This is a genomic window from Paenibacillus sp. FSL K6-2862 (genome assembly GCF_038005125.1).
Lineage (GTDB): Bacteria > Bacillota > Bacilli > Paenibacillales > Paenibacillaceae > Paenibacillus > Paenibacillus illinoisensis_A.
Window position 1 is genome coordinate 5,596,116 of record NZ_JBBOSN010000001.1, and the last position, 14,939, is coordinate 5,611,054.

The following is a 14,939-nucleotide window of genomic DNA, read 5'->3' on the forward strand; positions in this document are numbered from 1 at the left end:
CATGGTTTAATTTCTTATTTTATCTCTTATTTTATCTCTTATTTTATTTCTTAGCTTCTTTCTTACGAACAATCTTCATATTCTGTCGGTCCAGCTGAATTAGTATTTTTCCGAACCTGCCGCCACGTAGGAAGTTAACCACGCCATCTGGATAGGCACGTCGGATATAGTGCTCAGCCTTGTATAGTGAGTCTGTGTCCGTAGGCAAGCCATAGGTGTTTAACCATTCGTGTAAATGATCTACAACTTGCTGAACAGGCATCTCAATGGTGTTGACTTCATTAGTAATTAACGATGTATACGCGTAACCTTTCAAGAATAGCAGCTGTTGTATGTATCCCATATCTCCCGAACGGTAAGGCGGATTAACCTGAAGTACATCTTTTAACTCGTCCATTAACGTATGCACTCTCGGGCCGGCCATGGCACTGATATAAACGTATTTGCGTGCACTTTGAATTGCCTGTTCAACGGTTTCCCAATCAGACATGGCGGGGCACATGGATGCAAAGGCAAAGTCATATTTCTGTTCCCAGCCTTTCTCCTGAATCGATATTTCTTCAAACCGTTCAGGAACAATCTCGATTTTAGACACTAATGTGTTCGGGATTGTCTCTTTCATCAAAGAAATAAGCAGTTCAGAAGGTTCGACTGCAGTGACAGTTGCCCCCTTTTTTGCAAAAGGAATTGTAAAAATGCCTGAAGCTGCTCCAATGTCCAATATGGATAACTCACTAAAGTCTACACCTTGATTTTCAATCCAGCTCATGATGCGATCGGAACGCTTCTTACCTTCTTCTGTGAAGGATTGATGGTGATAGTCTCGTGCCCAGCGTTCAAATGCTTCTTCCGTTTCGAATGGCGCACTCTTTTTCTTATATCTTGGATTCCTCGGCCGCTGCTTCCACGCCTCTTCCCAGATCAATAGATCAAATAATAGTTCTGAATAATTAACTGAATTGTTTTCCTCAGACACTTTTTGCTCAAGCATTACGTTTCACTCCGTTCTATGTAATAAAATCAAAAGTTCACCAGAAAGGATCTTCTCTTTTTTAAACCAACAAAAGTATCTCAATACCGTGTAGCCAATATCACAATGGCTTCATATCACAGATTTTATTTATCTACAATATATTTAATTCATTTAAACGTCAACCTCATTTATTGAACTAATTTCATCAATTGCGAAAACTAAAGTAATAAAAATAACCCTGTGAATTGTCTAAGCAATCCACAGGGTTATACGTTATACCGGCGAGAGGACTCGAACCTCCACGGTTTCCCACTCGATTTTGAGTCGAGCGCGTCTGCCATTCCGCCACGCCGGCATATCATGTTGTAGTATATTTTTAGTAAATATACTGGAGGCGCCACCCAGATTCGAACTGGGGATAAAGCTTTTGCAGAGCTGTGCCTTACCACTTGGCTATGGCGCCATATTTTTGGAGCGGACGACGGGAATCGAACCCGCGACCCTCGCCTTGGCAAGGCGATGCTCTACCGCTGAGCCACGTCCGCAAAATGGCTGGGGATATAGGATTTGAACCTATGCATGACGGAGTCAAAGTCCGTTGCCTTACCGCTTGGCTAATCCCCAATAAAAACAAAGGGGCGATCGAGGGGAATTGAACCCCCGAATGCCGGATCCACAAACCGGTGCGTTAACCACTTCGCCACGATCGCCATATGCATTATTACTTCAAAAAGTTAATTGGCAGGGGCAGCAGGAATTGAACCCACACCAACGGTTTTGGAGACCGTTGTTCTACCTTTAAACTATGCCCCTAAAAACTGGTGGAGGATGATGGATTCGAACCACCGAACCCGTAAGGGAGCAGATTTACAGTCTGATGCGTTTGGCCACTTCGCTAATCCTCCATAGTGGTGCCGGCGAGAGGACTTGAACCCCCAACCTACTGATTACAAGTCAGTTGCTCTACCAGTTGAGCTACACCGGCGTATTAAGTTGTAGTGATAATGGTGGCTCGGGACGGAATCGAACCGCCGACACGAGGATTTTCAGTCCTCTGCTCTACCGACTGAGCTACCGAGCCATAATAAAGTCTAATCAAGAATGTTGCACTTTATCCAGGGCGTCGGTGCCATATAACAGACTTAGTGAACAGATTCCTCATGTATGGTAAAAATGGCGGAACCGACGGGATTCGAACCCGCGATCTCCTGCGTGACAGGCAGGCATGTTAGGCCAACTACACCACGGTTCCAGATCACTTTCTGTAAAGAAAGTATAATATTGCGGGGGCAGGATTTGAACCTGCGGCCTTCGGGTTATGAGCCCGACGAGCTACCGGGCTGCTCCACCCCGCGTCGTTATTAAAGTTATATGGTGGAGGCTGAGGGGCTCGAACCCCCGACCCTCTGCTTGTAAGGCAGATGCTCTCCCAGCTGAGCTAAGCCTCCGAACAACACATTTATGATCTTAACATAAAACTGTTGTTAAAATCAACCTCTTTTTTGAGGTGAAAATAATGACCCGTAGGGGATTCGAACCCCTGTTACCTCCGTGAAAGGGAGGTGTCTTAACCCCTTGACCAACGGGCCTTACTATGGCGGAGAGAGAGGGATTCGAACCCTCGAGACGCTTGTGGCGCCTACACGATTTCCAATCGTGCTCCTTCGGCCAACTCGGACACCTCTCCATATGGCTCCCCGAACAGGACTCGAACCTGTGACAACTCGATTAACAGTCGAGTGCTCTACCAACTGAGCTATCAGGGAATATTGTTCAGAGATCATTCTCTGAAAACTAGATCCGAAACGAAACGTGCGATTAAAACCTGCAATTTGGATAAGCCCTCGACCGATTAGTACTGGTCAGCTCCATGCATTACTGCACTTCCACCCCCAGCCTATCTACCTCGTCGTCTTCAAGGGGTCTTACATACTGGGAAATCTCATCTTGAGGGGGGCTTCACGCTTAGATGCTTTCAGCGCTTATCCCGTCCGTACATAGCTACCCAGCGGTGCTCCTGGCGGAACAACTGGTACACCAGCGGTACGTCCATCCCGGTCCTCTCGTACTAAGGACAGCTCCTCTCAAATTTCCTACGCCCACGACAGATAGGGACCGAACTGTCTCACGACGTTCTGAACCCAGCTCGCGTACCGCTTTAATGGGCGAACAGCCCAACCCTTGGGACCTACTTCAGCCCCAGGATGCGATGAGCCGACATCGAGGTGCCAAACCTCCCCGTCGATGTGGACTCTTGGGGGAGATAAGCCTGTTATCCCCAGGGTAGCTTTTATCCGTTGAGCGATGGCCCTTCCATGCGGTACCACCGGATCACTAAGCCCGACTTTCGTCCCTGCTCGACTTGTAGGTCTCGCAGTCAAGCTCCCTTATGCCTTTGCACTCTTCGAATGATTTCCAACCATTCTGAGGGAACCTTTGGGCGCCTCCGTTACTCTTTAGGAGGCGACCGCCCCAGTCAAACTGCCCACCTGACACTGTCCCCGTACCCGCTAAGGGCACCAGGTTAGAACCTAGATACGATCAGGGTGGTATCCCAACGGTGCCTCCACACAAGCTGGCGCTCATGCTTCAAAGGCTCCCACCTATCCTGTACAGATCGTACCCAAATTCAATATCAAGCTGCAGTAAAGCTCCATGGGGTCTTTCCGTCTTGTCGCGGGTAACCTGCATCTTCACAGGTATTAAAATTTCACCGGATCTCTCGTTGAGACAGCGCCCAAGTCGTTACGCCATTCGTGCGGGTCAGAATTTACCTGACAAGGAATTTCGCTACCTTAGGACCGTTATAGTTACGGCCGCCGTTTACTGGGGCTTCGGTTCACAGCTTCGGGATTACTCCCTAACCGCTCCCCTTAACCTTCCAGCACCGGGCAGGCGTCAGCCCGTATACTTCGCCTTACGGCTTCGCACAGACCTGTGTTTTTGCTAAACAGTCGCTTGGGCCTTTTCACTGCGGCCCCCTCGTGCTATTCACACTACCGGGGCACCCCTTCTCCCGAAGTTACGGGGTCATTTTGCCGAGTTCCTTAACGAGAGTTCTTCCGCGCGCCTTAGAATTCTCTTCTCGCCTACCTGTGTCGGTTTGCGGTACGGGCACCTTCATCTGGCTAGAGGCTTTTCTTGGCAGTGTGAGATCATGACCTTCGCTACTGTAATTTTCACTCCCCATCACAGCTCAGCCTTAGGATGTGCGGATTTGCCTACACATCAGCCTTACTGCTTGGACAGACATCCATCAGTCTGCGTCACTACCCTACTGCGTCCCCCCATCGCTCGTAACGATTTACGGTGGTACAGGAATTTCGACCTGTTGTCCTTCGACTACGCCTTTCGGCCTCGCCTTAGGTCCCGACTTACCCTGAGCGGACGAGCCTTCCTCAGGAACCCTTAGGCTTTCGGCGGATCAGATTCTCACTGATCTTTTCGTTACTCATACCGGCATTCTCACTTGTATAATGTCCAGCGCTCCTTACGGTACACCTTCAACCCTTATACAACGCTCCCCTACCCCTGATGCAAAGCATCAAGCCATAGCTTCGGTGGTGTGTTTAGCCCCGTTACATTTTCGGCGCAGAGTCACTCGACCAGTGAGCTATTACGCACTCTTTCAATGGTGGCTGCTTCTAAGCCAACATCCTGGTTGTCTGTGCAACTCCACATCCTTTCCCACTTAACACACACTTGGGGACCTTAGCTGATGGTCTGGGCTGTTTCCCTTTTGACAATGGATCTTAGCACTCACTGTCTGACTCCCGGAAGTAAGTCTATGGCATTCGGAGTTTGACTGAGCTTGGTAACCCTTGCGGGCCCCGCACCCAATCAGTGCTCTACCTCCACGACTCTGTTTTCCGAGGCTAGCCCTAAAGCTATTTCGGGGAGAACCAGCTATCTCCGAGTTCGATTGGAATTTCTCCGCTACCCCCACCTCATCCCCGCACTTTTCAACGTGCGTGGGTTCGGGCCTCCAGTGCGTGTTACCGCACCTTCACCCTGGACAGGGGTAGATCACCCGGTTTCGGGTCTACGTCCACGTACTATGTCGCCCTATTCAGACTCGCTTTCGCTGCGGCTCCGGCTCTTCACCTTAACCTTGCACGGGAACGTAACTCGCCGGTTCATTCTACAAAAGGCACGCCATCACCCCTAAAATGGGCTCTGACTTCTTGTAAGCACACGGTTTCAGGTTCTATTTCACTCCCCTTCCGGGGTGCTTTTCACCTTTCCCTCACGGTACTGCTTCACTATCGGTCGCTAGGAAGTATTTAGCCTTGGCAGATGGTCCTGCCGGATTCATACGGGGTTTCACGTGCCCCGCACTACTCGGGATCCGTCTCGGAGAGAGCAGACTTTCAATTACAGGGCTTTTACCTTCTTTGGCGGGCCTTTCCAGACCTCTTCGTTTAACCGGCTCCTTTGTAACTCCATGTGAGACGTCCCACAACCCCAGAGAGCAAGCTCTCTGGTTTGGGCTGTTCCGCGTTCGCTCGCCGCTACTGACGGAATCACTATTGTTTTCTCTTCCTCAAGGTACTTAGATGTTTCAGTTCCCCTGGTATGCCTCTACACAACCTATGTATTCAGTTATGAGTAACTGGATATTACCCCAGCTGGGTTTCCCCATTCGGACATCCCCGGATCAAAGCTTGCTTACAGCTCCCCGAGGCAGTATCGTTGTTCGCCACGTCCTTCATCGGCTCCTAGCGCCTAGGCATCCTCCGTGTGCTCTTAGTAGCTTAACCAATTCGCTCGTGTTCGAGCTGTCTCTTCCCTTGGTTTGCTTACACAAATCCAAAAGTCGTTCCATTCGATCACTCGCTCATACAGTATCACTAATATTTGAAACTTGTTTTAACACAAGTTCAGCTAAAAGGAATGTTCTAATTCGCAATTTTCGTTTCGATATCTAGTTTTCAAAGAACAAGCTCCATGCAAAAGCAAGCTGTTTTGAGAGTTTGAGCTCTCAAAACTGAGCAACGAGTGAGTTAAAAGCTTTACGAAGTAAAGCTCGCTTCGGAAGCATGCTTCCTGAAGACTTTTTGAATGTTTCCGCTGCGGGAAACGATTCTCCATAGAAAGGAGGTGATCCAGCCGCACCTTCCGATACGGCTACCTTGTTACGACTTCACCCCAATCATCTATCCCACCTTCGGCGGCTGGCTCCTTGCGGTTACCCCACCGACTTCGGGTGTTATAAACTCTCGTGGTGTGACGGGCGGTGTGTACAAGACCCGGGAACGTATTCACCGCGGCATGCTGATCCGCGATTACTAGCAATTCCGACTTCATGCAGGCGAGTTGCAGCCTGCAATCCGAACTGAGACCGGCTTTTTAGGATTCGTTCCACCTCGCGGCTTCACAGCCCGTTGTACCGGCCATTGTAGTACGTGTGTAGCCCAGGTCATAAGGGGCATGATGATTTGACGTCATCCCCACCTTCCTCCGGTTTGTCACCGGCAGTCACCTTAGAGTGCCCACCCGAAGTGCTGGCAACTAAGATCAAGGGTTGCGCTCGTTGCGGGACTTAACCCAACATCTCACGACACGAGCTGACGACAACCATGCACCACCTGTCTCCTCTGTCCCGAAGGAAAGCCCTATCTCTAGGACGGTCAGAGGGATGTCAAGACCTGGTAAGGTTCTTCGCGTTGCTTCGAATTAAACCACATACTCCACTGCTTGTGCGGGTCCCCGTCAATTCCTTTGAGTTTCAGTCTTGCGACCGTACTCCCCAGGCGGAATGCTTAATGTGTTAACTTCGGCACCAAGGGTATCGAAACCCCTAACACCTAGCATTCATCGTTTACGGCGTGGACTACCAGGGTATCTAATCCTGTTTGCTCCCCACGCTTTCGCGCCTCAGCGTCAGTTACAGCCCAGAGAGTCGCCTTCGCCACTGGTGTTCCTCCACATCTCTACGCATTTCACCGCTACACGTGGAATTCCACTCTCCTCTTCTGCACTCAAGTCATCCAGTTTCCAGTGCGATCCGGGGTTGAGCCCCGGGATTAAACACCAGACTTAAATGACCGCCTGCGCGCGCTTTACGCCCAATAATTCCGGACAACGCTTGCCCCCTACGTATTACCGCGGCTGCTGGCACGTAGTTAGCCGGGGCTTTCTTCTCAGGTACCGTCACTCCTTGAGCAGTTACTCTCAAGGACGTTCTTCCCTGGCAACAGAGCTTTACGATCCGAAAACCTTCATCACTCACGCGGCATTGCTCCGTCAGGCTTTCGCCCATTGCGGAAGATTCCCTACTGCTGCCTCCCGTAGGAGTCTGGGCCGTGTCTCAGTCCCAGTGTGGCCGATCACCCTCTCAGGTCGGCTACGCATCGTCGCCTTGGTGAGCCGTTACCTCACCAACTAGCTAATGCGCCGCAGGCCCATCCTCAAGTGACAGATTGCTCCGTCTTTCCAGCTCCCTTCAGGCGAAGGAAGCAAGTATTCGGTATTAGCTACCGTTTCCGGTAGTTGTCCCAAGCTTGAGGGCAGGTTGCCTACGTGTTACTCACCCGTCCGCCGCTAACCATCAGAGAAGCAAGCTTCTCTTCAAGTCCGCTCGACTTGCATGTATTAGGCATGCCGCCAGCGTTCGTCCTGAGCCAGGATCAAACTCTCCAATAAAGTATTGAAAAGAGCGATTAGCTCATTTTGAATCTGACGAGATTAAAAATCTCATTTGTCGATCTTGCAAGCAAGATCATTTACTCACTCGTTGTTCAGTTTTCAAAGATCAAACGTTGTTTGTGATTCTCTTTTTTGCCAACCGCTTTTTCGGCGGCGACTTAAATAATGTATCACATTCAGTGTCTTTTCGTCAAGGACTTTTTTTGATTCTTTTTCAAATCATTAAGTTCTCAACTTGTCCCTCACAAGTCTTTTTTCTAAAAGTCCGTTTGGGGAACGAAATATAATGTATCACATTCCATAAGTACGAGTCAACCTGTTTTTATTAATTTATATTACAAACAAAAAAGGAAGGTTCCCCCTCCCTTTGCCAAACCAAATCATTGAAACTATATGGCCTTGTTCAGGCATCGATCCAATATCGAATCTCCCGCCCTTCGCCTCCTATCAGAGATGGCCAGCCAGCCGATTCCTTTACAATAGAACGAAGAACTAGTTTGCGCAGAATTAAAGGGATATCTTCTCCTACAAATCTTAATTGAGGATGATGGACCAGTTCGTCCACGCTCCATGCTTCTTTTCGGCTTCTAATTACCCGCAGAAGCAATTCCGAGCAATCCCCCATTTTGGATAAGACCGAAAATTCACAGGCAAGAAGAACAAGTTCCACCCGTTGTTCCAACGTCTCCGAGCTTACCGTAAGCTCCTGATAGAGCTTCCAAAGTGCCCGATCCATACTCTGCACATGTGTCCAAACAGCATGGTCAGGGTATACTCCATGTTCTATCAATACAATCCTGGCCCAGTTACCCAACGCCTCCAGAACACTGTAATAAGCATCAACTACGTGTCCTTCCTGAATGTGCCGCTTGGCCTCCACATACATTCTCAGAAAACTTGCAAATTCATGCAGCAGCTTTTGTTCCCGCAACTCCAATCCAAAGGCGGACAGCTCTTCCCTCAAGGCACTCAAGGCGCCGTCTGATTCCCATATGATCTCGCCCTCAATCAAGCATTGCATGAGATTGTTATTATCACCCGTAATTACGCTGCTCTGCAGTTGATTACGCCCCACGTAGATCATTTGATAGCGCAAGTCCCCATAACGGTAATGCCCAACCTCAGACATACTTTGATCCGTATCACAGACAATGAGAACAAGCAATTCGAAATCCTGAATCAGGGAGCCGTGGAATCGCTCACCCGGATGGGAATAAGCGATAGCCCCAACTGCCCCCGACTCTTCCGACTGTTCGGACAAAAAAGCTAGGTTCATTAATTCCACGATTCCCTCCATACAATTCATGGCAGTTCAACGCCAAGTCAGTTATAATGTAATTCTACATGCAGACTAAAGTTTCCTTCTTTTCCAGGTCCGATACTACTCATACGATAGGAGCATTTTTCATGATTTTTAAATCAGCTAAAATTAATGCTTTTCGCACTTGGGGATTGTTACTCACCATGCTAGGCATGGGGCTAATGGTACTGGGAACTGCCGGAATTGTGTTTTGGGGACATGCAGGCAAAGTGTTTGCAGCCGTGGGACTCGTCATCGGACTCGTTGCCATGATGGCTAGTCTGGCCATCTACTTCTGGGCTGGAATGTTGTCTACAAGCGCTGTTCAAGTGGATTGCCCTGCATGCGGTAAAATGACCAAAATGCTCGGCAAGACCGATCGTTGTATGTTCTGCCATACCATCCTCACTCTGGATCCTAATCAAGCGAACACAAACCGTCCTCATCTGAAAGCGCCTTCTCCATCTATTTCTGATACGGATCACCGTATTAGTCCAAAAGGCTAGTATCACTCATTCACTTCACATCTAAGATCAACGAGTAAACAACAAAAAAGGCCCGGTATCTAGACCGAGCCTTTTTTGCGTTTTTTCAGATAATGAATTGTTTCGAATCATATAAAAAAGATAAGTTCAGTAACCTTTTATCTCTAACGACTTACCTGTTGTAAGGTCTTCCATGCTGATGCGTTAGCAAAACTGCGATTCCAGGCAGCTACACCACCCAGTTTGAGTGATTCAATGAGTTCTACACGGGCCTGTAAAGAAACGGCATCTTCTATCCAGATTTTCTTGGTCGCCCCATCCTCAGTAAACTCCACATAATTCTGTCCACTTTGAGAGTCTAACGCAGGTTTGAGTTTCTTCTCTTTGATCAAATCAGCAACGGTATCCATTCCGACCGCTTTAGATGATACTTTAATCTCTCCCTGTTCGTCTGCTTCCTCTGTCCAGATTCGTGTATACAGCGGAACAGACATAATCAATTTGTTAGAAGGCACTTCATCTTCTTCAAGAATTTTTCTCATAGACGCCTCTGTCCAGGGCAGCGAAGCGACGGAACCTGCCTTCGGACTGGCAGCCCAGTGCTCATCGTACGCCATAACCATCATGTAATCGACAAAGGAACCAAGTGAACGTCGATCCAGAAAAGCGGACCACATTTCACTATTGGATTTTGGAGTTACATCAATGGAGAGCATGAGTCCGTGGATGCGTGCCATCGCTTTAATCTCGCGAACAAATTGAGTAATATTGGGTCCATCATCGGTATATACGTTCTCGAAATCAATATTGATACCATCCAATTGATAGGTTTGCGCGTATTCCAGCATCTGTTCGATGATATGCGTGCGGGTCTCGTATGAGGCAACGGCCTCTTTTGTAATATCCGGGTCGAAACTGTTATCCATCAGTCCCCATACTTCCATTCCGGAACGGTGAGCCCAGTTAACATACGCTTTATCGGCTTTGCTCTTCACATTGCCCTGGCCGTCCGTAATATGGAACCACGTTGGACTGACCACATTCACACCCGGCATCTTGCCTATAGAACTGACGTCAGGCTGACGGTTGTATACCGCCTCCCACGCTAGATTTACCGTTTTATTCTGCCACTTCTTCTCGGCAGCCGTCAGAGTGAATTTGGGCTTGTCCAGCTCCTTTTTCTCTGTCAGGGAAACGTACTTATTATCCACATAGCCGGCATAGCCGTTATCCAGCTGAACAAAACTCTGCTCATCACCTGTCTGCCATACCCGTACCCGGGCGTTCTGCTCCATATCCGCAATAATCGGGGAAGACTCTCCTCCACGCTTGTACAAAGGAATGGTCTTATCCGCTTTGGATGACAAGGTATCAATCTCCGCATATTGAATAGTGTCTCCTCCACGCATCAATATAACTGCACCCGTAGATGTATCTTCCTGTACGGCAATCCCGTAAACTTCCTTCAAGGGTTTAAGAGGGATGTACGCCTCTCCTCCGATGACCTCAGGCTCAACTGACATTGGATAGTCCTTATGATTGAGCTCGGCCTTGGTGCTGCCTTCCTTCATATGAAGCACACGCTGCGGAGTCGCTATAATGATATCGCCTGTGTCCGCTTCGTAACGTATGCCAGGATCAATCGCCTCCTGCAGTACGTTCACCGGCAGTTTAAGCTCCTCCCCAGTTCCCGAAGCTTCACCATCCATCAATTGACCATCCACAAAAACAGGCTGATTCATTCCGATCCAATTGGGGTCCTCGTGAACCTGGTTCAGCCAGACATTCGTTATAAACCAGTAAGCACCGCCTGCAATAAGACAAGCTCCCAAAAAACCAGGCCAGAACGAACGCCTCTTCTTCTGCCTTGTATATCTGCTTTTTCTACTCAAACGCCTACCTCCGTTAATCATGCTGAATCATGAAGATATTATTGCCGCGTGAAAATCATGCATGTAATCTTTGATTAAAAACAAAAAACGTGTAGAATTCAAACTGAATTCTGCACGTTAATATTGTAATTCATCTCTCTTAATCCCTGCAACTTTTACAAACACCATAAACTTCCAATCGGTGTCCATGGACTTCAAATCCGGTACTTGATTCCGCCTGGAGCTCAACGCTTTTGAGCGAAGGATAACTGAAGTCTTCAATTTTACCGCATTTATCACAAATGACATGGTAATGATCCGTCACATTGGCATCGAAGCGGCTGGAGTTATCTCCGTATGTCAATTCCCGAACCATGCCGGCCTCCAGAAACATCTTCAGATTGTTATATACAGTCGCCACGCTCATACTGGGAAATTGGGGTTCAAGCGCACGGTAAATTTCATCGGCAGTCGGATGCCCCATGGATTCCATCAGATAATTCAATATGGCATGGCGCTGGGGTGTAATACGGACACCGGTCGTCTTCAGATGCTCCAACGCATGTTGGACACGTGTTGCCATAAAACCCACCGCCTTACCTTTCATTCTCCTGAATAAACAAGATCCATTACCCTCTTATCCATCAGAGTTGATTCTTGACAAAGAACTGGACGTTTAATCTTTCCTTCCATGTAACCTTGCCTTTTATTATTTTATTGTACGGCGATTGTAAGTTTATTGTCAACGCGGCAGTTACGGAACTTCAGAGGTATTATCCTGGGAATTCTCCCCGTTATCTTCGCTCTGCTCCAAATCACCATCCATGTCTTCCGGATTTGAACTGTTCGTATCAGCCGAAGGCACATCCGGGTTGCGATTAATGGTAAGGTCGCTGTTCCCTTCAATTTTAACCGTGTATTCCCCTTCACCAAGCTGGCCTTCAATGGTTTTATTTTGCACTGTAAATGGCAGGTCAGTCTTCAGATCACCGTAACTGCTGGAGCCGCTCAGACTGTAATCACCCTGATGAGGCAATAAAATGCTGATTGCACCAACGGCACTGTATACATCCCAATCCCCACCTATCTTGGAGGAAACGATGCTGATGCTTCCATTCAGAGACTGAGCCCTGATAGCGAGATTTGCGCCATCCAGCGTAATATTTCCGTTCCGTGTTTCAGCGGTAAATTCACCAATTGAATCCGTAATGCTAATGCTCCCTACCTGTGTGGTCAGATCTACATCTCCTGAAACTCCGCGGGCCTTCATATCTCCCCGATTGCTATCCAGATCAACATTCCCCATCGCATTGGCTACAATCACATCGCCATTTAACGTTTTGCCTGTAATGTCACCTACCGCATTCGTAATCCGGATACGTCCATTCCCCGTTTCAGCCACAATGGTGTTAATTGCCTCCGGCCGATTTAACAATATGGCTCCATTGGAAGTGCGAATGTCCAGATTAAAACGCCGGTCATCCGGGATCGTAATCGTCATATTCATGCGAGGCTGTGTTTTATCGTTATCTCCATAAGTCTTGCCCGTTGCGGTAATATGAATAACCTTGGTGCCGTCCGTTTCAACAAACGATGCATCTGCCACAGCTTTTGCCTCTACCTCGGATGTCTTATCTACCCATACTACAGTGCGCACCTCTATCTCTTCCGTATCTCCGCGCTGTACCGAAATATCTCCATTAACCCCCTGAACGACAAGATCGGAAGTATCCATACCAACAGGCACGCGGATCGTACCCTTGTCCTGCATGTACCCTGCTGCCTGGCTATAGTCCATGGAGGCTGCTCCCAGATTAAGGCTCACCCTGTTCCACAAGTGCATATAGTGGTCCTGTTCTGTCACAATAAATACCGCAGCCGTGAGCACAAGGGAAGCCAAGATGCCTTTGGCATCCGGTCTGAAGCGCATCTTCACTTTCTCATCCGGCAGCTCATCAGCTGATGTCTTTTTCTTGCTGCGCGTCCACAGGAACAACAGTATGTATTCCACACCCAATGCGATAAGCAGCAATGGCCACCAGTCGACCATATCATATACGTAGTCAGTTCCCCACCGTTTATCCAAAATCAACAGCACACCGACCGCTACGATTAAGGCGGCAGCCGTATAGCGACCGACCCGGACTTTACGGTTCATTATTTTCCCTCCTCCATTCTCCTAATCTAAACTTTTTTCTTGCGCAGCATGACCCAGATCTCACGGCCGAACAGGATCAGCCCTACAATAATGAGTACACCGGCAAAAACATATCCACCATACAGAGCGAGCATTTCCTGAAACCAGCGAGGTTTGCGGAAGAATAGCACCATCAGCCCGCCACCAACAATAAGCAGCAGCCCAAACGAAATGCCTCGCTCCCATGCCATAAAGGCCTCACCAACAGCCCGTTCGTTCATTAGAGGCTTGTCCGTATTTCCATGAGTTGCAGCTCTGCGCCTCCGCATCATGACCCAATCCGCAGATTGCAGTACATCGAATACATTGTAAAAGTAGATCACTGGAATGAACAAAGCGAGCAAAATTAAAAGGGGCACATTAATCTGTATGCCAATAGATGAAAAATACAAAAGCGCTGACAGGTCGAGTAATACAAGTAGCATGAACGTCAGACCTCTCATATACAGCCGCAAATAGATATGACCCAGACCAGGAATGATCGCACTGAGCAATCCGGCAATAAATTTATGTGTCCGATTTCGGAGCGGCTTGGTTTTGGCCGTTTGTCTCCGTTTTCCGGACGTATGTTTACTTTTCATGACATGCTCCTTTCTTATGAAATAGCATTTCCGCTCTTCATGCATTTGGTTAGATAGTACCCTAAAGAGCCCAGCGAGTAACTGGAAGAAATATGGATATGGTTAAAAACCCTCCGGCACAACAGGCCTAGGGAGGGTTTAACGATTTATTCTATGGATACTTTGGTCACATGCTCCCACTGCCTTAGCTTAGTTACCAGCTGCACTGTATTAAGTTCATGTGGTACATGCACGTGGAGTACAATCTCAATCTTTCGTTCAACCGAAATGACCTCGGCAAAAGCCAGATCCTGCTCATTGACAGTAATTTTGCGTATTTTAATCTTCTCCTGCTCCATGAATGAAGACACCTGCTCCAGGAAGCCGGGTTCAGACAACGTATGCAGGGTGACGACATGCAGCTTGTTTCCTCGTATATACCTGAGCTCCAGCTTGTTGAACACCCACAGATTGAGCAGTACCAGAATCGTAGATACGATGGAGGCAAAAAAGAACCCCGCGCCTGCTGCCAGTCCAATGGCTGCTACAACCCAGATCGAAGCCGCGGTGGTAAGTCCTGTAATGGACTTTCCGGTAAACAGGATTGTACCCGCTCCCAGGAAGCCGACACCCGTAATAACCGCTGTAGCCAGACGAGCCGGATCAATCCGCACATTTAATTCATTGGCAAAATCCTTAAAACCATAAACAGACAACATCATGATCAGTGCAGACCCGAGACAGACCAGAATGTGGGTACGCAGACCAGCAGCATGATTGGAACGTTCACGCTCCAGACCTACAAGTCCTCCAAGCAGCATGGCAAGTAATAATCGCAATAAAATGTGCCACTCATCGATAAACCAAGGATCGCCCAAAACTGGTATTCCTCCTTCAAAAAATTC

General features: G+C 48.3%; 8 protein-coding genes, 15 tRNA genes and 2 rRNA genes. 1 reads left to right on the forward strand and 24 read right to left on the reverse strand.

What is annotated here, in order from left to right; all coding sequences use genetic code 11:
- Positions 1 to 43: 43 nt before the first annotated feature.
- The 19 genes from MHB82_RS25280 to MHB82_RS25370 form a co-directional block, all read right to left on the reverse strand.
- The gene (locus tag MHB82_RS25280) at positions 44 to 991 is read right to left on the reverse strand and encodes a class I SAM-dependent methyltransferase (protein ID WP_341176143.1); all 948 of its coding nucleotides are present in this window, start codon (positions 989 to 991) and stop codon (positions 44 to 46) included.
- Between the two features lie 258 nt (positions 992 to 1,249).
- Positions 1,250 to 1,328: transfer RNA gene (locus MHB82_RS25285), tRNA-Leu, on the reverse strand.
- A gap of 34 nt (positions 1,329 to 1,362) precedes the next feature.
- Positions 1,363 to 1,436 (reverse strand) — tRNA-Cys (locus MHB82_RS25290).
- Between the two features lie 7 nt (positions 1,437 to 1,443).
- Positions 1,444 to 1,518, reverse strand: a tRNA-Gly gene (locus tag MHB82_RS25295).
- 4 nt (positions 1,519 to 1,522) lie between these two features.
- Positions 1,523 to 1,597, reverse strand: a tRNA-Gln gene (locus MHB82_RS25300).
- Between the two features lie 13 nt (positions 1,598 to 1,610).
- Positions 1,611 to 1,683 (reverse strand) — tRNA-His (locus tag MHB82_RS25305).
- A gap of 29 nt (positions 1,684 to 1,712) precedes the next feature.
- Positions 1,713 to 1,786: transfer RNA gene (locus tag MHB82_RS25310), tRNA-Trp, on the reverse strand.
- 6 nt (positions 1,787 to 1,792) lie between these two features.
- Positions 1,793 to 1,878, reverse strand: a tRNA-Tyr gene (locus MHB82_RS25315).
- 4 nt (positions 1,879 to 1,882) lie between these two features.
- Positions 1,883 to 1,958, reverse strand: a tRNA-Thr gene (locus MHB82_RS25320).
- Positions 1,959 to 1,978: 20 nt separating this feature from the next.
- Positions 1,979 to 2,054 (reverse strand) — tRNA-Phe (locus MHB82_RS25325).
- Between the two features lie 93 nt (positions 2,055 to 2,147).
- Positions 2,148 to 2,225, reverse strand: a tRNA-Asp gene (locus MHB82_RS25330).
- 29 nt (positions 2,226 to 2,254) lie between these two features.
- A tRNA-Met gene (locus MHB82_RS25335) sits at positions 2,255 to 2,328 on the reverse strand.
- A 17-nt stretch (positions 2,329 to 2,345) separates the two neighbouring features.
- Positions 2,346 to 2,421 (reverse strand) — tRNA-Val (locus tag MHB82_RS25340).
- Positions 2,422 to 2,490: 69 nt separating this feature from the next.
- Positions 2,491 to 2,562 (reverse strand) — tRNA-Glu (locus tag MHB82_RS25345).
- 6 nt (positions 2,563 to 2,568) lie between these two features.
- Positions 2,569 to 2,660, reverse strand: a tRNA-Ser gene (locus MHB82_RS25350).
- Between the two features lie 3 nt (positions 2,661 to 2,663).
- Positions 2,664 to 2,739, reverse strand: a tRNA-Asn gene (locus tag MHB82_RS25355).
- A gap of 66 nt (positions 2,740 to 2,805) precedes the next feature.
- Positions 2,806 to 5,733 (reverse strand): 23S ribosomal RNA (locus MHB82_RS25360).
- A gap of 333 nt (positions 5,734 to 6,066) precedes the next feature.
- A 16S ribosomal RNA gene (locus MHB82_RS25365) occupies positions 6,067 to 7,618 on the reverse strand.
- The 16S and 23S rRNA genes sit together here with 15 tRNA genes alongside, the layout of an rRNA operon.
- Before the next feature lie 406 nt (positions 7,619 to 8,024).
- Positions 8,025 to 8,897 carry a nucleotidyltransferase-like protein gene (locus MHB82_RS25370; RefSeq protein ID WP_341176696.1) on the reverse strand — a complete coding sequence of 291 codons (873 nt, stop codon included), beginning with the start codon at positions 8,895 to 8,897 and terminating at the stop codon, positions 8,025 to 8,027.
- 131 nt (positions 8,898 to 9,028) lie between these two features.
- Here MHB82_RS25370 and MHB82_RS25375 point away from each other — a divergent pair, with 131 nt between their 5' ends.
- Entirely contained in the window at positions 9,029 to 9,427 is a 399-nt protein-coding gene (locus MHB82_RS25375; protein ID WP_341176144.1) for a DUF2614 family zinc ribbon-containing protein, read from the forward strand.
- Positions 9,428 to 9,570: 143 nt separating this feature from the next.
- Here the strand turns inward: MHB82_RS25375 and MHB82_RS25380 are convergent, their stop codons facing one another.
- The 5 genes from MHB82_RS25380 to MHB82_RS25400 form a co-directional block, all read right to left on the reverse strand.
- Positions 9,571 to 11,319 (reverse strand): glycosyl hydrolase family 18 protein, encoded by a 1,749-nt coding sequence (locus MHB82_RS25380; protein ID WP_445671240.1) that lies wholly within the window; start codon positions 11,317 to 11,319, stop codon positions 9,571 to 9,573.
- Between the two features lie 118 nt (positions 11,320 to 11,437).
- Complete coding sequence (gene perR / locus MHB82_RS25385) at positions 11,438 to 11,860, reverse strand: peroxide-responsive transcriptional repressor PerR (RefSeq protein WP_024631328.1); 423 nt, start codon at positions 11,858 to 11,860, stop codon at positions 11,438 to 11,440.
- Positions 11,861 to 12,031: 171 nt separating this feature from the next.
- Positions 12,032 to 13,435, reverse strand: coding sequence for a DUF4097 family beta strand repeat-containing protein (locus MHB82_RS25390; RefSeq protein WP_341176146.1), 1,404 nt, complete (start codon positions 13,433 to 13,435; stop codon positions 12,032 to 12,034).
- A gap of 26 nt (positions 13,436 to 13,461) precedes the next feature.
- Positions 13,462 to 14,055, reverse strand: coding sequence for a hypothetical protein (locus MHB82_RS25395; RefSeq protein WP_095361807.1), 594 nt, complete (start codon positions 14,053 to 14,055; stop codon positions 13,462 to 13,464).
- Between the two features lie 146 nt (positions 14,056 to 14,201).
- Positions 14,202 to 14,912 (reverse strand): MgtC/SapB family protein, encoded by a 711-nt coding sequence (locus MHB82_RS25400; RefSeq protein ID WP_095361806.1) that lies wholly within the window; start codon positions 14,910 to 14,912, stop codon positions 14,202 to 14,204.
- Positions 14,913 to 14,939 lie beyond the last annotated feature (27 nt).